The following is a 19245-nucleotide window of genomic DNA, read 5'->3' on the forward strand; positions in this document are numbered from 1 at the left end:
TATCATCTCCTTTGAATATGAACATTAGATCACATCTTTAACGGAATTGGTATAAGTTATTTTAACAAGTAAAATAGATCAGTTAATTAGTGTGATTGGTATTAATTACAAATCAGACTCTTTTAATCTTTCAGCGCTGGCCTGGCTAATCACCCAATTTCCTAAACCTACAATCACAGCGCCGCCTACTATATTACCTAAGGTAACCGGAATAAGGTTATTCACAATAAAGTGGCTAACGGTTAAATCTGCAAAGGCATCACTGCTATAACCTAGCTGTGCAAGTAGCTCAGGTGAAAATAGATGTTGAAAAGCAATACCTAAAGGCACCATAAACATATTGGCAATGCTATGTTCAAATCCACTGCTTACAAACATCGCAACAGGTAAGATAACTAATACTAATTTTGTAAGGATATCTTTAGTGGTGAATGTCATCCAAACACCTAAACACACTAATAAGTTACATAAAATACCTAAAGAGAAAGCTTGCAGCCATGTGTGGTGAAGTTTATGTTGTGCGATATGCATCGCATTAATACCCCATTGCCCGCCATCTTGTAAATACATCTTTGCGCCAACAACCAGCAAAAGCATTAATATAGCGCCTATAAAGTTACCAAGATAAACGCGTAACCAGCAACCAAGCATTTCCATGGTGGTAATTCTTTTTTGTCCCCATGCAACACTACTGAGCACGGTACTAGTAAAAAGTTCAGAACCACAAACTACCACTAAGATAAGGCCAAGGCTGAATACCACACCTCCGGCTAATTTAGTAATTCCCCAAGAGGCTTCAGCAGAAGCACCAGTGGTGACTGTGATGTAAAAGATAAAAGCGATAGCGATAAACATACCGGCAAAGATAGATGACATTAAGGAGGCAAATAAGCCTTTATGTATCTTGTTATAGCCATAGTCACTAGCGACAGTGATGGATTGGTCTGGATTGACGGTTTGTAATGTTTGGTTATTTTTATTATTGATGGCATGGTTCATATAAAATCAATAAGCCTCGGGTAGTGGGTTAAATTCGTATGGTTTGATTATTACTGTATTTGGAAAATAGTTATTGATATGTATCAAGGGTCATTTAGATCTATTTGTAAACAAACGAGCCGTAGAGGATAACAACAAAGTTGATTTAAATGAAAGTAGCTCATAAAAAATTCAAGTGTATTTGAGTAATAAATATAACTTTATAGGTATGCTTTTGGATAAGCAAGCGATCAGCTCACTTATCCAGCTTTCCGTTAATCTTCGTCTTCTGGGGTATATAAGTCTGGAATGATTTTGACAAGTTTTACCATATTATTTTCAACTTCCATTATTTCCATCGGGTAACCACAAATTCGAGTACTAACCGCCGCAGTCGGAATGGTTTCAAGATGCTCTAGGATCAGGCCATTTAAAGTACGAGGACCATCGGTAGGTAAAGCCCATCCCATTTCTTTATTTAAATCTCGGATGCCCAAACCACCTTCGATAATATAACTGTTATCTTGTTGTTTATGGATCTCTTCAGAGCTGTGTGGCTCATGTGTCGTCGTAAAGTCGCCAACGATTTCTTCTAAAATATCAGCTAAGGTAACAAGCCCTTGTATATCACCGTATTCATCAACCACTAATCCCATACGTTCTTTATTTTGTTGGAACTTCATTAATTGAGTATTTAATGGGGTCCCTTCAGGGATAAAATACAATTCACGTACACTTCTTAATAGCGTTGTTTTTGAGAAGTCTTCTTTGAGAAAGTTAAGCAAAGAGTCTCGTGCATGCAAAAAGCCGATAGCTTCATCAATGGTATCTCGGTATAGCAAAGTCATTGTATGAGTACGGTGCTTTAATTGTTTTAAAATAGTTTCCCAGTCTTGGTTGATATCTATTGCTGCAATTTCATTACGCGGCACCATGATTTCATCTACAGTGACCTTTTCTAGTTCAAGAATACTTAACAGCATCTGCTGGTGATGCTCTGGGATCATAGAGCCTGCTTCATTAACCACAGAACGTAATTCATCACTAGAAAGGGCATTATCATTTTGATTATTAACATTAATACCAAAGATGATTAATATGCCATTAGAAATACCATTGATACACCAAACCAGTGGACTTAATATTTTTTGCAGTGGTGTCAATAGAATAGAGCTTGGGAAGGCAATCTTTTCAGGGTATAAAACAGCAATCGTCTTAGGGGTAACTTCTGCAAAGATTAGAATCACTAAAGTTAGCGCCCCTGTGGCAATGGCAATACCAGCATCACCGAATAGTCGCTGACCAATAATAGTCGCAATGGCTGAAGCTAATATATTAACTAAGTTATTACCGATTAAAATCAAACCGATTAATTTGTCTGGCTTATTGAGTAGTTTCTCAACGCGTATAGCGGCTTTATTTTTATCGTTAGCTAAATGTCTTAAACGGTAGCGATTTAATGACATCATACTTGTTTCAGAGCTCGAAAAATAAGCAGAAATAATAATTAAAATTATTAAACTAATAAATAATGCGCTCATGGGTATATCGTTCAAAAGTAGTTCCAGTAGTTGCTTGTAAAGTATTAAAAATTGATGACTTGATACTAACTAAGAAATGCTTATTTAACAAAGTAGATCTCTATTATTTTATAAAAAAAACATTTTTTTTAAGGAAAACGAGTGGCGTCTATAAATTTTCGGGGATTTTGTTTGTTTTGCTTTATTTTGTTATGAATTGTAAATTTTATATTTCCTTAAAATAGATAGAAAGTAATCAGTTTACATCCTTAGGAATGCCTCTATTTCTCATTAATTACTTGAATTTTATCTGCTTAGCATTAGATAATCTTTTTATTTTTTGAGAGGTTAATATTATCAAATTCCATCTATTGCCAACCTTGTTATTGTTGTCAGTTTCTACTAATGCAGCAAATACTCAGATTGATTCTTTTTCAAGTGCAAAACGAAAGCTAGAAAAAGAAGTGTATACCAATGAAGTTGATCGCCATACGGTATATTGTGATGCGAAATTCGATAGCGATAAAAACATTATCCCGCCAGCAGGATTTGAAAGTATTAAATATCAAAAAAGAGCAAAACGCATTGAATGGGAACATATTGTTCCTGCTGAAAACTTTGGGCGAAATTTTGTAGAGTGGCGAGAAGGGGCAGAGGTTTGTGTCAATACAAAAGGTAAAGCTTATAAAGGACGCCGTTGTGCTGAAAAAGCAAATATGGAATATCGTTATATGCAAGCTGATATGTATAACCTGTACCCTGCCATTGGCTCAGTGAATGCTAGTCGAAGTAACTATAACTTTGCCATGCTAGGTGACGCTGAAAGTGATTTTGGTAGTTGCGCGATGAAGATAGAAAACCGTAAAGCGGAGCCACCGACAACTAGCCGAGGTGTGATTGCTCGTACTTACTTATATATGGATAGTATTTATTCAAGTTACAAAATGAGCCGTCAACAACGTCAGTTAATGAATGCCTGGAATAAAACTTATCCGGTAAATAAGTGGGAATGTGAGCGAGCGGAACGCATCAAGGCTATTCAAGGCAGCGAAAACCTTATCCTGAAAGCGAATTGTCAGGTTGCAGGTTTTTACCCATCAGCAGATTAATCGAGATTAATAAACCACAGCAATACAATGCTGTGGTTTATGATCGGTTATAAAATAAGTTCACGTACGACGCGACTTCCAAAATAGGCGAATGTTAATAATATTGAACCTACTAGAGTAATGTTAACCACTAGACGTCCACGCCAACCATGTTTAGAACGTCCCCATAATAATACGGCATAGACAATCCAAGCTAATATCGATAACACTGATTTATGTGCATTTTCAGCTCCGAACATATCATCTAAATAGATAAAACCGGTTATCAAGGCACATGTTAGTAAACCAAAGCCAATGCCAATAAATTGGAATAGACTTCGTTCAAGTGTCATTAATGGCGGTAGCTTTAACGCTTGCAATGGTGATTTATGTTTTTTAAGTCGATAGTCTACATAAGCGAGTTGTAATGCGAATAAATTGGCAATAATTAAAATAGCATAAGAAAAAATCGCTAAGGTAACGTGTATTGCTAGGTCTGAGTTATGTTCAAGGTGGGTAATGTAATCACCTGGTAAAAACTCGACAGCAATAAAAGTGATAATATTCATGCCACACACAACGGGGTTCAACACGCCAGTGTGTAGCTTTGTACTCACAACTAAAGAAAGTCCTGCTAGTGCAAAACAGACTAAGGAAACAACATTTAATATCGGCAGGTTTTGGCCATTAATTAAAATGATGTTTTGGTATACCCAAGCTGCATGGAAGAGAAGCGCAATAATCGAAGAGGTAGCGACGGAGTAATTTAAAGATGCTTGTGATTTAATTAACTGTCGACTAGCAAGAAAAGCACTTAAAAAATAAAATATAACACTAATAACTGCTAGTTGATCCATAAATTGCTACCTAATATTCAAAATTCAGAAAATGGGACTTTGAGAATAAGTATTATAAGCATTATTAAGCGGATGAGAAGTTAATACTGTTTTGAAAAACCATAAATGTGTATATTCTTCCACAACGCACTTATTTTACTTTTTGTCTAAGGTGGTTCATCTTTACGATGCTGAATTTTGCACCTTGAGTGATAACAGGTATAATACCAGAATTCTAATTATTAATAGCTATGAGACACAAAAATGTTTGAGAATTTAACGGACAGATTGTCGGCGACCCTGAAAAATATCAGCGGTAAAGGCCGATTAACAGAAGATAACATTAAAGGTACATTGCGCGAAGTGCGTATGGCACTACTAGAGGCGGATGTCGCATTACCTGTTGTTCGTGACTTCATAAAAGCAGTCAAAAAGCGTGCTATTGGTAGAGAGGTAACGAAAACATTAAACCCAGGTCAAGCCTTCATTAAGATCGTACAAAACGAACTTGAATTGGCAATGGGGGAAGTCAATGAGAATTTAAATTTAGCGACTCAGCCACCAGCAGTTCTATTAATGGCGGGTTTACAAGGTGCGGGTAAAACCACCTCTGTTGCTAAATTATCACTGTTATTAAAAAATAAAGAAAAAAAATCAGTACTTGTAGTGAGTGCCGATGTCTACCGTCCTGCGGCTATTAAACAGTTAGAGACGTTAGCGGGGGAGGTTGATGTTGAGTTTTTCCCAAGTGACATTACTCAAAAGCCAATCGATATTGCTAATGCCGCTATTTCTCATGCGAAAAAGAAATTTATTGATGTCGTGATCGTCGATACCGCTGGTCGTTTACATGTTGACGGCGATATGATGGATGAAATTAAAGGTCTTCATAAAGCTATTAACCCAATTGAAACCTTATTCGTTGTTGATGCAATGACAGGTCAAGATGCTGCTAACACTGCACAGGCCTTCAATGAGGCATTACCATTAACGGGGGTTATCTTAACCAAAGCAGATGGTGATGCACGTGGTGGTGCGGCATTATCTATCCGTCATATCACTGGTAAGCCAATTAAATTTATTGGTATGGGTGAAAAAACCGAAGCATTAGAGCCGTTCTACCCAGATCGTATTGCTTCTCGTATTTTAGGTATGGGTGATGTACTTTCATTAATCGAAGAACTTGAAACTAAAGTTGATAAAGATAAAGCGGCTAAATTAGCAAGCAAAGTACAAAAAGGTAAAGGTTTTGATTTAGAAGATTTCCGTGAACAACTTGTGCAAATGAAAAGCATGGGTGGCATGATGGGGATGATGGATAAATTACCTGGTATGTCGAACGTACCTGATGCCATGAAAAATCAGGTTAATGATAAAGCAACCAATCAAATGGAAGCGATCATTAATTCAATGACCAAAAAAGAACGCGCTAAACCTGAAATTATTAAAGGTGGACGTAAGCGTCGTATTGCAATGGGTTCTGGTACTCAAATACAAGATGTAAATAAACTACTTAAACAGTTTACGCAAATGCAAAAAATGATGAAGAAAATGTCAGGAAAAGGCGGCGGCATGCGTAAAATGATGGGTGGTATGCAAAGTATGATGGGCGGAATGGGCGGCGGAATGCCGGGTATGGGTGGTGGAATGCCTCCTGGTTTAGGCGGCTTCCGTAAGAAGTAATTAGACGATATTTGTTGTTTATAAAAACCCGTTAAATGCTAATTTAACGGGTTTTTTTATTTTTAGCCTGCCCCTATTGTGATTTTGATTGTTCTTTTCTTAAATAAGAGTATAATTTTGCGGCTTTCTACAGAAGCAGGTAGTCAGAATTCACTGACTTTCGACGTTTAACAATATAAAGAGGACGATATGGTAACTATTCGTTTAGCTCGTGGTGGCGCTAAAAAACGCCCATTCTACCAAGTGGTAGTAACTGATAGCCGTAGCCCACGTGACGGCCGTTTCCTTGAAAAAGTTGGTTTCTTTAACCCAACAGCACAAGGTCAATCAGAAAAATTACGTTTAGATACAGATCGCATCAACCATTGGGTTGGTCTTGGCGCACAGCTAAGTGATCGTGTAGCTAAATTAGTAAAAGATAACGAAGTAGCTGCTTAATTGCAGTTAGGTGAAGGGGATATTCGGTGAGCGATAAAGCACAACCAATAGAAATAGGCAAATTTGGTGCAGTTTACGGCATCAAAGGCTGGTTAAAAGTCCACTCCTACACCGATGATCCTGAAAGTATTTTTCAATACAAACCATTGTTAATGAAATCTGCTGGTGGAGTTCAAGAAGTTATTATTACTGATTGGAAACGCCACAATAAAGGTTTTGTTGCAAAAGTAGATGGGTATGATGTTCGTGAAGAAGTACAAGCCTTAGTGGGTATTGAGCTTTTAGTGGATCCATCGAGTCTTCCTGAATTGGAAGCTGACTTCTACTGGCGAGATTTAGTCGGGTGTCAGGTTAAAACTGACAAAGGTTATCATCTTGGTGTTGTCACCGATTTGATGGAAACAGGTTCAAATGATGTACTTGTTGTCAAAGCCAACTCGAATGATGCTTTTGGACAAAAAGAGCGGTTAATTCCGTTCATCGAAGAGCAAGTAATATCAAATGTTGATATTGCAGGCCAACTAATTACTGTTAATTGGGAACCTGATTTCTAATTACCCTAGGAGAAAAGTTATGTGGTTAGGGGTTATTAGCCTCTTCCCGGAAATGTTTCGGGCCATTAGCGAAAATGGGGTAACAGGTCGAGCGATTAAAAATAACCTGATCTCTATCGAATGTTGGAATCCTCGTGATTTCACACACGATAAACATAGAACGGTCGATGATCGTCCCTATGGTGGTGGACCTGGTATGTTGATGATGGTACAACCTTTACGGGATGCTATCAACGCAGCAAAACAGAGTGCAAGAGAAGCAGGGCATGAGGCAAAGGTGATTTACCTTTCTCCTCAAGGTCGACGTTTAGACCATCAAGGTGCACAGTCACTATCAAGCTCAGATGCTTTGATATTAGTGGCAGGGCGCTACGAGGGTGTAGACGAACGTATAATCGAAAGCTTAATAGACGAAGAATGGTCTGTTGGTGATTATGTGTTAAGTGGTGGTGAGCTACCGGCAATGATTTTAATGGATGCTGTGGTACGTTTTGTACCGGGTGTACTAGGTCATAGTCAATCAGCTGAACAAGACTCCTTCGCGGATGGCTTGTTAGACTGCCCTCACTACACAAGACCTGAGGTGTTAGATGGAAAGCAAGTGCCAAGTGTTTTATTGAGTGGTGATCATGAGAAAATTCGTCAATGGCGATTAACTCAATCATTACAACGCACGAAACAAAGAAGACCCGATTTATTACAAAACCTAGCTCTGACTGACGAGCAAGCAAAACTGCTTGCTGCTCTGGACAGTAGCTCCAACTAGACAGCGATGTTATTAGTTAACTAGGCATTAAAAGGTATAAAAATGAGCAAGATTATAGAAGCAATTGAAAACGAACAACTGCGTACAGATATCCCTGAGTTTTCTCAAGGTGATACTGTTGTTGTACGTGTTCGCGTAAAAGAAGGTGAAAAAGAGCGTCTTCAAGCATTTGAAGGTGTTGTTATTGCTAAGCGTAACCGTGGTTTACATTCAGCATTCACAGTTCGTAAAATCTCGAGCGGTGAAGGTGTTGAGCGTGTATTCCAAACTCACAGCCCACTTGTAGGAAGCGTTGAAGTTAAACGTCGCGGTCTGGTTCGCCAAGCTAAACTTTACTACTTACGTGAACTTACTGGTAAAGCTGCTCGTATTAAAGAGAAGCTAGGTAAGTAATTTCATGGCTTTAGCTTGGTAAAATAAGCTGAAGCATGTAAGTTGCAAATTGCTATAATAAAAAGGCCTGCTAATGCAGGCCTTTTTTTTAACCTAAATATCGGGAGAGGTTAAGTGCGACAAAAATTAATAAAGTGTATTTTATTTGTAGTTGCTTGCTTAGCGTCTATATTAGGTTTTTTAGGGGTTGTTTTACCGCTATTACCCGCCACGCCCTTTTTTCTTCTGGCGCTCTTTGCCTTCTCAAAAAGCTCGCCACGCTTTCAACATTGGTTGTTAAATTTACCAGGCATTGGCGATGATTTACGCTCATGGCAAACCCATAAAAAAATTAATAAGCAGCGTAAACCAGTTATTTATTTAAGTATTTTTATCAGTTTTGTCATTTCGATTAGTCTATTAATGGGGCAGCCTTTAATACAATCTATGTTAATTATATTGATGCTAATTATATTATTGTGTATCAGGAAGTTACCTGAGTTTTAATCTAGTGATTTAAAGTTATATTTATTTATTTTGAAAATGTGATTTTATAAAAGCTGTGATAATCTACGCTAATAAATGCTTTAGAGATAAATAAGATGAAAATAACTTTACCTGAATATGAAAATGCAAATGTATTGGTTGTTGGTGATGTCATGCTTGATAGATATTGGCATGGTCCTGCAGCAAGAATTTCTCCTGAAGCGCCAGTACCTGTGGTTAATGTTAAACAAATTGAAGAGCGTCCAGGCGGAGCGGCAAACGTTGCGTTGAACATTGCGGCACTTGGCGCTAAATCTAAAATCATTGGTTTAGTGGGTAATGATGAAGCAGCGAATGCGATTAAATCTAGCCTTGATTCGGTAGACGTTGTGACCGACTTTGTCACAGTAAACGATGCCCCAACTATTACAAAACTCCGTGTTTTAAGCCGCCATCAACAATTAATTCGTCTTGATTTTGAAGAACCTTTTCATGATGTTGATAGTGCTCAAATTATTCAAAATATGGATAAGGCTTTAAGCAGTTCAACGCCCGTTGTTGTCTTTTCTGACTACAACAAGGGATCCTTAGCAGATGTTCAAAATATGATACAAACTGCTAAGCAACACGGTGTTAAAATCTTAGTTGACCCGAAGGGCTCTGACTTTGAAAAATACCGTGGTGTTACACTATTAACACCTAACTTATCTGAATTTGAAACTGTGGTTGGTCATTGTAAAAGCGATCAAGAGTTATTTGACCGTGCTCAAAAACTAGTTAAAGACCTGGAATTAGAAGCGCTATTAATTACACGAAGCGAAAATGGCATGACCTTGATTCGTGAAAATCAAGCACCTTTCCATTTACCAACTCAAGCGCAAGAAGTTTTTGATGTGACTGGTGCGGGCGATACAGTTATTGCTGTTTTGGCGGCTTCGCTCTCTGTCGGTAGTTCTTTTGAAGATGCTTGTGTGTTAGCTAATGCAGCAGCTGGGGTTGTTGTTGGTAAAATTGGTACCTCAACGGTGAACACCATTGAATTAGCAAATGCCGTATACAGTCAACAAGAAATTGGCTTTGGTGTACTTACTGAAGAGCAACTGAAACTGGCAGTGAGATTAGCACAACATCGAGGCGAAAAAGTGGTCATGACCAATGGCTGTTTTGATATCTTACACGCAGGCCATGTTTCTTATTTAAATACTGCACGTGAGCAGGGTGATAGGTTAATTGTAGCGGTTAATAGTGATGCATCTGTCCGTGGTTTAAAAGGTGAAGGTCGCCCAGTTAATCCAGTTGATCGTCGTATGGCGGTGCTTGCTGGATTGGGCGCTGTTGATTGGGTTGTTGAGTTTACTGAAGAGACACCGCAGCGTTTAATTGCAGGCACGTTACCTGACTTATTGGTGAAAGGTGGTGATTATAAACCTGAAGAGATTGCCGGTGGTGAGGAAGTGATTGCAAATGGCGGTGAAGTCCGTGTTTTACAATTTAAAGACGGCTGCTCAACCTCTGAAATCATTAAAACCATTAGAAACGAAATAAAATAATAAACGATAAAAACTAAAAAAGGGAAGCTAAGCTTCCCTTTTTTATTGGCTGTCATAAATCTATATGATTAATAATCTCTTGGTACTGGCGTATCAGTCAGTCCTGCAGAGATATCAAATATATCTTGTTCAGTTAATGTACCTGCAGATAGTTTTAATTGAATCATATTAATGATGTAATCATAACGTGCATTAGCAAGTAAGTTTTCTGATTCATATAAATTACGCGTCGCATCTAATACATCGACAATAGTACGTGTACCCACTTCAAAACTTGCTTCAGCTGCATCAAGTGCACTCTTTGATGATATAACAGTTTGTTCGTATGCTTTTATTGAACTTACAGAAGCTTGTACATTATTGAATCCGCTATTGATTTGAGCATCTGTATCACGGAAGGTTTTAACCAAGTCTTGGCTTGCCATTACATAAGTATATTGAGCCTGTTTAACTTGTGAGTTTATTGCTCCACCAGTATAAATAGGCACATCTAACGTTAATCCAAAAGTTGCAGAGGTTGAATCATAACTACTAGAGCTTGAGTCATCGTAGTCGTAATTGTCATAACCTAAACTAGCAGTGAAATCGATAATTGGACCGTGACCTTTTTCTGCTAATTCAATGTTCATTTTAGCGAGTTCTTTTGCAATACGGTCAGAATGAAGTAATAGGTTATGCTCTAAAGCTTTATTGCGCCAATCTTTCACATCGCCTTCTAATGCTTTTGGTTTGAAAGTATTTGTATTTAAATAAGCGATTTGCTTAACATCTTCACCAGTTAACTCTCTTAAAAGGTAATAATTATTTGCAAGTGTATTCTCTGCGGTTATTTGATCCGCTACTGTTCTATCATATTCTGCTTGCGCTTCATGCACATCAGTGATGGCAATTAACCCTACCTCATAACGTTGCTTAGTTTGTTCTAATTGGCGCTCTACAGCACGTTTATTTGCTTTCACTGACTTAACTGCTTCATCTGCACGTAATACGTTAAAATAAGCTTCTGCAGTGCGGTATAGTAAATCTTGTGCAGCATAACCATAAATAGCGGCATATTGTGTTGCTTGTTTTTCTGCTATATCTGCTTGTTGCCAATAACTGCCATTATAAAGAGATTGCGTTAAGTCGACACTTGCACCGTAATTAGTATTGCTTCGCGCGTCGGAACTTGATTGCACTCGATAAGCATCTAAACCAAAACCTACTTGTGGTAATAGCGCTGCATCAGCTTCATTTATCTGTTCAGAAAATACATCGTACTGTGCTTTGCTTTTCAAAATAGTTGGATCTTTATATTTAGCTGTTTCATAAACTTGTTTTAATGTATCAGCGTTAACAGCAATACTTGATAAGCCTAATAATGTAGCGATATAGATGCGTTTTAAATTCATGGTAAGAGGATCCTATAAAGTATGTTTTTCTGCTTTTATGTCGCGAAGGTAACAACAGTAAGGTTAAATAAAGGTTAAGCATATTATAAATCCGCTTTATAAACTATGATTTGTTAGCTAAACAAGGTAAAAAATGAATAATAGTTCATTCAGTTTATTATTTTCACGTAAATATGGAGTTTTTGATATGTATGATAAAAATGATGTACAAGTTTTAGGGTGTGAACCTTTATATAATGGCTTTTTTAAATGTAATAAATTCACTATCAAACATAAGTTGTTCAATGGTGAGTGGAGCCAAGTTATTCAACGTGAATTTTTTGAAAGAGGCAAAGCTGCTGCATTACTTGCTTATGATAAAAAACGAGATGCGGTGATCTTAGTAGAGCAATTTCGTTTTGGTGCTATGGATAGTCAACGCTCTCCTTGGTTATTTGAGTTAATCGCAGGGATGATTGATGAAGGCCAAACAGCAGAAGAGGTTGCTAAACGTGAAGCATTTGAAGAAGCTGGGTTGGTTGTTGATGAATGTCAGTTTATGTTGAGTTATTATGTGAGCCCTGGTGGCACAACTGAAACTATTGATATTTTCATCGCTGATGTTGATAGTGAAAATGTACAAGGTATTTTTGGCTTAGAAGATGAAGGTGAAGATATTAAAGTGCATGTTGTTCCTCGAGAAGAGGCTTATCAATGGGTGCAATCGGGCAAAATAGATAATGCGACAACCATTATTGGTTTACAATGGTTGCAATTGAACTATAAAGAAGGGCTTAAGATTTAATTTAGTCCAATATTTTTTTATTATCTTTGTCAGAAATGTGTTGTTGCTAACACTTTTAATTTTTAAATTCATTGCATTAACTTCACAATGATAAAATGCAATGTCAGATATCAACAAAAGCTGTCACATAAGAGCAGCGTTTTTAACTATAAAAGTGAATTGAATATTTAATGAATGGTGTAAATCAGAAAGCAGCAACACTGGAAACAGATCTTCAAGGCAATATTAAATTATTGCAGATCACTGACACTCATCTTTTTGCTGACCCTACGGTAGATCTTTTAGGGATAAAAACAGTCGATAGTTATGACGCTGTTATTAAACATGCAAAGAAATATACAGAACAATGTTCAGCAGTCTTGTGTACTGGGGATCTTTCTCAAGATCATTCAGCGCAATCTTATAGTGATTTTAGTGAGCGAATTAAATCACTAAAAATGCCATGTTATTGGTTGCCGGGCAATCATGATATGCAAGAAACGATGTTACCCTCATTATTAGAAGAAGGCTTATCACAAGCAAAGCAACTTATTAGTGACGATTGGCAGATCATTTTGCTGGACTCTCAAGTAGCAGGCGTGCCTTATGGTTACTTAAGCGATTCTCAACTATCCTTTCTAGAAGAAAAACTACTTCAATACCCTGATAAGTATGCATTGGTTTCAGTGCATCATCATGTTTTACCTGTTGGTTCTGCTTGGTTAGATGAACATATATTAAAAAATAACAAACAACTTATCGATTTAATTAATAAGTTCGATAACGTTAAAGCTGTTTTATCTGGGCATGTACACCAAGCCTTCGACGTAGAGAAACAGGGAACACGTTATATAACAAGCCCTTCAACATGTGTTCAATTTAAACCAAATAGCGATGACTTTGCGGTTGATGATAAAGCACCTGGCTATCGTTATTTAGTGCTCCATAAATCAGGAACCATCACTACAAAAGTTGAACGTATTGAAGCAGATGAATTTGTGATAGATAAAAACGCGATAGGTTATTAAGCAATAACACATAAAATAAATGAGTAAAAATAATAATGAGTAAGCCTATGAAACAAAAAGTGTTTATTTCCCTACATGGTTTTCATAGTTCACCGCAATCGCTTAAAGCGCTGCAAATGAAAGAGTATTTAGCAAAAAATCACCCTGAAATAGATTTTATCTGTCCTCAGCTACCAGCGTTACCTAAAGACATGTGGCAAACCATTACTGCTATTTTTGAGCAGTATAAAGATTGTGAAATTGCGTTAATGGGAAGCTCTTTAGGGGGCTTTCTTGCGACTAAAGTAGTACAAACATACCAAGTTAAAGCTATTTTAATCAATCCAGCTGTTTCACCTGATTTATTATTAACGAAATATCAGGGGCCGCAAGTTCACCCATATTTACAGCAACAATACCTTTTCGATCAAAATTACATTGATCAGTTAAAAGAGCTTAATGTTGACTCTTTAAATTACCCTGAATTAATTTGGGTTTTGTTGCAAGAAGGTGATGAGGTATTAGATTACCGAGAAGCACTTAATAAGTATCAAACCACCAAGGTAACATGTGAACCTAGAGGCAATCATAGCTTTATGGGTTTTGAACGCTATCTTCAAGAAATCATTAACTTTCTGTATTAAATGATTACCATATCAGTTACTTCCTAGTAGAATCACTCTTTTAAATACATAACAATTTATAAACAGGTGCACGCATGAGCGAACAGTATAATTCGGACTCTATTGAAGTATTAAACGGGCTTGATCCTGTTCGCCATCGTCCCGGTATGTACACTGAAACGAATCGGCCGAATCATTTAGCACAAGAGGTTATTGATAACTCTGTCGATGAAGCGTTAGCTGGTCACGCGAGCTCTATTCAAGTTATTTTACATGAAGATCAATCATTAGAAGTGATTGATGATGGTCGAGGCATGCCTATTGATATTCACCCAGAAGAGAAAATTACAGGTGTCGAACTGATATTTTGTAAGCTTCATGCGGGTGGTAAATTCTCTGGTAAAAACTATGAAATATCAGGTGGTTTGCACGGGGTAGGTATTTCCGTTGTAAATGCGCTATCAAAGCGTATTGATGTACAAATTCGCCGGGACTCAAAAGTTTTCCATATTGCTTTTGAAAATGGCGACAAAGTAGAAGAGCTGCATGAAGTTGGTGTTTGTGGTAAACGTAACACAGGAACAAGTGTCCACTTCAGGCCTGATCCTAAATATTTTGATAGCTTGAAATTCTCTGTTTCTCGTTTATTACATCTACTTAAAGCAAAAGCCGTACTGTGTCCTGGTTTAAGCATTAAATTTAAAGATAGAGTAAATAAAAATAACTACGAATGGTGTTATCAAGATGGCCTAAATGATTATTTATTAGAGGCTGTTTCAGAAAACGAATTATTACCTTCTACGCCATTTGTTGGGCAATTTGCTGAGAATGGTGAAATGGCTGACTGGGCTGTAGTCTGGTTACCAGAAGGTGGTGACTCTATTGCTGAAAGCTATGTGAACTTGATCCCAACTGCGCAAGGGGGAACACATGTTAATGGCTTTAGACAAGGTCTATTAGATGCGATGCGCGAGTTTTGCGATATTCGAAATCTCTTACCACGTGGTATTAAACTAAGTCCTGAGGATATCTGGGATAAATGTAGTTACATCTTATCGGTGAAAATTAAAGAGCCACAATTTGCAGGACAAACTAAAGAGCGTTTATCTTCACGTCAATGTTCTGTATTTGTTTCAGGTGTGGTCAAAGATGCCTTCAGCCTATGGTTAAATGCCAATGTAAATGAAGCAGAAGCCTTAGCTGATTTTTGTATTAACAATGCGCAAGCGCGTAACCGAAAAAGTAAAAAAGTAGCGCGTAAAAAAGTGACTCAGGGACCTGCATTACCAGGTAAATTGACTGACTGTTCTACGCCAGATCCTATGCGTGGAGAGCTATTTTTAGTGGAAGGTGACTCTGCTGGTGGTAGTGCAAAACAAGCAAGGGATCGTGAGTTTCAAGCGATTATGCCGTTACGAGGTAAAATTAAAAATACCTGGGAAGATGAGTCGGACGTTATTTTAAGCTCTGAAGAAATCCATAATATTTCAGTAGCGATTGGTATCGACCCAGGCTCTGCGAATTTATCGGGATTACGATACGGTAAAATATGTATTCTAGCTGATGCGGATTCCGATGGGCTACATATTGCGACGCTAATTTGTGCTTTGTTTGTACGTCATTTTAGAAGTGTTGTGGATGCTGGACACTTCTATGTGGCAATGCCTCCTTTATACCGCATTGATATCGGTAAAGAAGTTTATTACGCCTTAGATGAATCTGAAAAAGACGGCATTTTAGCGCGTATTCAAAGTGAAAAAAAACGCGGTAAAGTTAACGTACAACGATTCAAAGGTCTTGGTGAAATGAACCCATTACAGCTAAGAGAAACCACTATGGATCCTAACACACGTCGTTTAGTGCAATTGACCATTGAAGATGCAGATAAAATGATAGAAATGATGGATATGTTATTAGCTAAAAAACGTGCTGGAGACCGTAAATCATGGTTAGAATCTAGCGGTGATATGGCCGATATTTCAATATAGTTGAAAATCAGACCTTAGCGATTATTTAGCTATCTTTTAAAGTCTAAATTAGCTTGGTTCTTTTGCCTATGTGTTGAGAGTAGTACATAGTTCAAAGAACCGAGCAAAAATTCAAATACCCTGCTTTCTACAATCCTCATTAACTGTCTTGCTACTAAATCAGATGGCTCCTCAACAATAACTGAAACGCTACTAGCAGCTTATTTTTGCAAGCACTTTTTTATGTTCGCTTTTTTATTGGTCTTATATTCGTTAATTGTATGGTCGTTGTTGATGCTTCTGCGTAATTACTTTTTTGAGTGTTAACAATATCAGCTTTAATATTGAAATGTTTTTGTAGGTTTTCTGCAGTTAACACTGCCTGCGGCTTACCATCAGCGACAACAGTCACTTTTCCAGCTTCATTTTTACTCAAAAGAATCAGGCGTGTACAGTATTGGGCTGCAAGGTTGAGGTCATGTATGGCTGTGATCGCCAATTTGTTTTGCTGAGTGAGAGACTGAATTAAATCCAATGTTTCAAACTGATGGCTGATATCCAAACTGGCAATCGGTTCATCGAGTAAAATAACCTTTGGTTGTTGCGCCAAAGAGCGAGCAATGATCACACGCTGTTTTTCTCCGCCAGATAACTGGTTAACCTTTCTTTTGGCTAAGTGCGTAATATCCGTTGTGTGCATCGCTTGTTTAACTATGTCAGTGTCTGCCTTTGAGGCGAGTTGAAAAGCGCCTAGGTAAGGGTTCCTGCCCATTGAAACGACCTCTTCAACTGAAAAAGAGAAGGGCAGTTCAATAAATTGTGGGACAAAAGCCATTTGCTTTGCAATATCACGTCGTTTTAATTTGTTAAGTGAAACCCCTTCAATTAAAACCTCACCCTGTTGTGGTGTCAGCAAACCTAATAGAAGTTGTAACAGCGTACTCTTACCGACGCCATTGCCGCCTATTAGGCCGATAAACTCACCAGCATAAGCTTGTATATTAGTGTTGACTAATTGCTCCGTTTTTCCATAAGAAAAGCTTAATGACTTAGCTGACAGTAATGGCTGATGATTGGCTTTAAGGTTATTTTCATTGATGATTGAATCAGTCATTAGTTGATAACCACGCGCTGTTTGATGAGTAAAAATAGGAAGAAAGGCGCACCAAGCGCTGCGGTAATTACACCTAGTGGTATTTCACTGTTTTTGAAAAAGACTGAGGTGAATAGGTCCGCTGACATAAGAGCAATGGCGCCACCTAATAAACTCGCCGGTAATAGGTAGCGATGCGAAGGGCCAAGAATTAAACGTAAAATATGAGGGACAACCAATCCGATAAAACCAATTCCTCCAACCACTGAGACTGAAGCGCCGACCATGGCTGTACTAATGATTAATAGATTACGTCGTGTTTTTTTTACATCTACGCCAACCGATAAAGCGTGTTGCTCTCCTAACAATAAAAGGTCGAGAGGTTTGCTGTAGAATAATAAGCATATAAAACCACTGCAAATAATCGGCAAAATAATAAATACATGATCCCAAGTTCTGCCGTCTAAACCGCCCATTGTCCAGTAGATGATCATACGCGCAACATCCCAGTTATTGAGTGATAACGCTAATAGCAGAGAGGTAGCTGCAACATTTAATGCACTAATCGCAACCCCCGATAATAATAGCGTAGCAATGTTGGATTGACCTTGGTTGGTTGCGATACGGTAAACAATGCTTAAGGTGATTCCTGCGCCAATGAATGCAAATAATGGAATAGACCAAGCTGAAAGTAATGAAGCGCCGCAGTAAATCGCAATCACTGCCCCCAATGATGCGCCCGAGGACACACCTAAAATAGAAGGAGAAGCTAGCGGGTTGCGGAACATACTTTGCGTGATTAAGCCACATAGCGCCAAGCTAGCACCTGCAAACATGGCAATTAATACGCGGGGTAGTCGTACATCAATAATAATGCTTTGTTGCCAAGCAATAATGGTGTCGTGATGAGTGCCTAAAATAGCCTCACTAAGGATCGTCAATATTGTATTAAAGGGAATATCAACAGGTCCTTGTAAAACCGCTAAACCACTTAAGGTAATAAATAAAATGGCTAATAATCCTATTATAAGGATTTTATGAGTAGGGTTATTGAACATCTATCACCTCATGTGAAGAGTTGTGCTGATTGGCTTGATCTGCTCTTGGATAGGGCTTTATCTCGGGGTGCAACATAGCAGCAATAGCTTCAACTCCTTTTATTCTAAATTGAGAAACGGTTCTTAACCAGGTACCTGGCACGGCGTACACTTTATTATTTTTGATGGCTGGGACATTAGCCCAAGCGACTTTATTTTTTAAAATATCGACGGGGCTTTGTTGTTGTTGATTATCATTAAATATCCATTGGCTCATCACGATAATATCCGGTTGTAAGGAGATGGCGAGCTCTTCACTGATTTTATGCTCACCGTCAGGCAAGATGTTTTCTGCGACATTGATGCCACCTGATATGTTAATCGCTTCATTCATTAATGAATTCCCGCCAACACTAAAACCATTCAGGTCATAATAAAGAACGCGTGGCTTTTTATAAGGCTTTACTTGCGCTTTTATAAATTCAATACGATTTTCTAATTCATCAATCACTTGTTGCCCTTTTACTTTACTATCAGTGATATCTGCAATAAGGCGTATATTATTAATAATATCGGTAAAGCTTTTGAATTCACTTAACCGAACCACTGCAATATCACTCCTTAATAAATAACGGACGGCTTCTGGATCACTATAGGAAGCAACAAACACTAAATCCGGTTGCAGGGATAGAATAGACTCGATTTCAGTCTTTGTACGTCGAATTGAAGGGGCATAAAAATCAACAATATTAGAGAGGCTTGGATAATCAACATAACGACTCACGCCTACTATGCGCTCTTGAGAGACAAGGGCTGATAAAATATGGTCCGTGGCTAAGGTTGCAGAAATAATACGTTTAGGCGGTTGTGTAAGTGTATAAGTAATACCGGTTACATCGGTCAATGTTTTGGGGAAGTCACCAGTTGATATTTGTGTAGTAAAGTTACCTGTACCTTCTTCAAATAAAACAAAAATATCTTTCTTAAATTGAATGAAAGCGATCAATAAAAGTAAGAATAGGGCAAAAAAAATTAATTTGAATGCGTTCATTTTGCCCTTTTTCTTACGTTATGTTGAAGTAGTTGATGAACA

General features: G+C 37.9%; 19 protein-coding genes. 12 read left to right on the forward strand and 7 right to left on the reverse strand.

The window, feature by feature from the left end:
- Window positions 1-105 precede the first annotated feature (105 nt).
- On the reverse strand, window positions 106-999 hold the full coding sequence (gene focA / locus V6256_RS11220) for a formate transporter FocA (protein ID WP_341598305.1): 894 nt from the start codon (window positions 997-999) through the stop codon (window positions 106-108).
- Window positions 1000-1253: 254 nt separating this feature from the next.
- Window positions 1254-2534 (reverse strand): HlyC/CorC family transporter, encoded by a 1281-nt coding sequence (locus tag V6256_RS11225; RefSeq protein ID WP_341598306.1) that lies wholly within the window; start codon window positions 2532-2534, stop codon window positions 1254-1256.
- 344 nt (window positions 2535-2878) lie between these two features.
- On the opposite strand from V6256_RS11225, the gene V6256_RS11230 reads away from it, so the two are divergent.
- Window positions 2879-3607: an endonuclease gene (locus V6256_RS11230; protein WP_424141061.1), complete on the forward strand. Its 729-nt coding sequence runs from the start codon at window positions 2879-2881 to the stop codon at window positions 3605-3607.
- A gap of 47 nt (window positions 3608-3654) precedes the next feature.
- Here V6256_RS11230 and V6256_RS11235 read toward each other — a convergent pair whose 3' ends face one another.
- On the reverse strand, window positions 3655-4443 hold the full coding sequence (locus V6256_RS11235; protein WP_341598308.1) for a cytochrome C assembly family protein: 789 nt from the start codon (window positions 4441-4443) through the stop codon (window positions 3655-3657).
- A gap of 243 nt (window positions 4444-4686) precedes the next feature.
- Between V6256_RS11235 and ffh the strand changes: the two genes are divergently transcribed.
- From ffh to hldE, 7 genes are all read left to right on the forward strand, one after another.
- Complete coding sequence (ffh, locus tag V6256_RS11240; protein ID WP_341598309.1) at window positions 4687-6105, forward strand: signal recognition particle protein; 1419 nt, start codon at window positions 4687-4689, stop codon at window positions 6103-6105.
- Window positions 6106-6294: 189 nt separating this feature from the next.
- Window positions 6295-6543, forward strand: coding sequence for a 30S ribosomal protein S16 (gene rpsP, locus V6256_RS11245; protein WP_113818300.1), 249 nt, complete (start codon window positions 6295-6297; stop codon window positions 6541-6543).
- A 26-nt stretch (window positions 6544-6569) separates the two neighbouring features.
- A complete protein-coding gene (rimM, locus tag V6256_RS11250; RefSeq protein ID WP_341598310.1) occupies window positions 6570-7097 on the forward strand; it encodes a ribosome maturation factor RimM in 528 nt (175 codons plus the stop codon).
- A 19-nt stretch (window positions 7098-7116) separates the two neighbouring features.
- On the forward strand, window positions 7117-7863 hold the full coding sequence (trmD, locus tag V6256_RS11255; RefSeq protein WP_341598311.1) for a tRNA (guanosine(37)-N1)-methyltransferase TrmD: 747 nt from the start codon (window positions 7117-7119) through the stop codon (window positions 7861-7863).
- 42 nt (window positions 7864-7905) lie between these two features.
- Window positions 7906-8256, forward strand: a complete 351-nt coding sequence (rplS, locus tag V6256_RS11260) for a 50S ribosomal protein L19 (protein ID WP_113818297.1) — start codon at window positions 7906-7908, stop codon at window positions 8254-8256.
- Between the two features lie 114 nt (window positions 8257-8370).
- On the forward strand, window positions 8371-8742 hold the full coding sequence (locus V6256_RS11265) for a YbaN family protein (protein WP_341598312.1): 372 nt from the start codon (window positions 8371-8373) through the stop codon (window positions 8740-8742).
- A 95-nt stretch (window positions 8743-8837) separates the two neighbouring features.
- A complete protein-coding gene (gene hldE, locus V6256_RS11270) occupies window positions 8838-10271 on the forward strand; it encodes a bifunctional D-glycero-beta-D-manno-heptose-7-phosphate kinase/D-glycero-beta-D-manno-heptose 1-phosphate adenylyltransferase HldE (protein ID WP_341598313.1) in 1434 nt (477 codons plus the stop codon).
- Window positions 10272-10339: 68 nt separating this feature from the next.
- Here the strand turns inward: hldE and V6256_RS11275 are convergent, their stop codons facing one another.
- Entirely contained in the window at window positions 10340-11662 is a 1323-nt protein-coding gene (locus V6256_RS11275; RefSeq protein ID WP_341598314.1) for a TolC family outer membrane protein, read from the reverse strand.
- Window positions 11663-11795: 133 nt separating this feature from the next.
- Between V6256_RS11275 and nudF the strand changes: the two genes are divergently transcribed.
- The 4 genes from nudF (at window position 11796) to parE (ending at window position 16043) form a co-directional block, all read left to right on the forward strand.
- Window positions 11796-12446 carry an ADP-ribose diphosphatase gene (gene nudF, locus V6256_RS11280; RefSeq protein ID WP_341598315.1) on the forward strand — a complete coding sequence of 217 codons (651 nt, stop codon included), beginning with the start codon at window positions 11796-11798 and terminating at the stop codon, window positions 12444-12446.
- Between the two features lie 170 nt (window positions 12447-12616).
- Entirely contained in the window at window positions 12617-13453 is an 837-nt protein-coding gene (gene cpdA, locus V6256_RS11285; RefSeq protein ID WP_341598316.1) for a 3',5'-cyclic-AMP phosphodiesterase, read from the forward strand.
- Between the two features lie 47 nt (window positions 13454-13500).
- A complete protein-coding gene (locus V6256_RS11290) occupies window positions 13501-14076 on the forward strand; it encodes a YqiA/YcfP family alpha/beta fold hydrolase (protein WP_341598317.1) in 576 nt (191 codons plus the stop codon).
- A gap of 74 nt (window positions 14077-14150) precedes the next feature.
- On the forward strand, window positions 14151-16043 hold the full coding sequence (gene parE / locus V6256_RS11295; protein ID WP_341598318.1) for a DNA topoisomerase IV subunit B: 1893 nt from the start codon (window positions 14151-14153) through the stop codon (window positions 16041-16043).
- Between the two features lie 220 nt (window positions 16044-16263).
- On the opposite strand, the gene V6256_RS11300 is transcribed toward parE, so the two are convergent.
- Genes V6256_RS11300 through V6256_RS11310 form a run of 3 tightly spaced genes read right to left on the reverse strand, consistent with a single transcriptional unit; the run spans window position 16264 to window position 19203 of the window.
- Window positions 16264-17136, reverse strand: coding sequence for an ABC transporter ATP-binding protein (locus tag V6256_RS11300; protein ID WP_341598319.1), 873 nt, complete (start codon window positions 17134-17136; stop codon window positions 16264-16266).
- The gene (locus V6256_RS11305; RefSeq protein WP_341598320.1) at window positions 17136-18173 is read right to left on the reverse strand and encodes a FecCD family ABC transporter permease; all 1038 of its coding nucleotides are present in this window, start codon (window positions 18171-18173) and stop codon (window positions 17136-17138) included. The genes V6256_RS11300 and V6256_RS11305 overlap by 1 nt, the downstream gene beginning before the upstream one ends.
- On the reverse strand, window positions 18163-19203 hold the full coding sequence (locus V6256_RS11310; protein ID WP_341598321.1) for an ABC transporter substrate-binding protein: 1041 nt from the start codon (window positions 19201-19203) through the stop codon (window positions 18163-18165). The genes V6256_RS11305 and V6256_RS11310 overlap by 11 nt, the downstream gene beginning before the upstream one ends.
- Window positions 19204-19245: the final 42 nt, after the last annotated feature.

The sequence above is a fragment of the Psychromonas aquatilis genome, assembly GCF_038155185.1.
Lineage (GTDB): Bacteria > Pseudomonadota > Gammaproteobacteria > Enterobacterales > Psychromonadaceae > Psychromonas > Psychromonas aquatilis.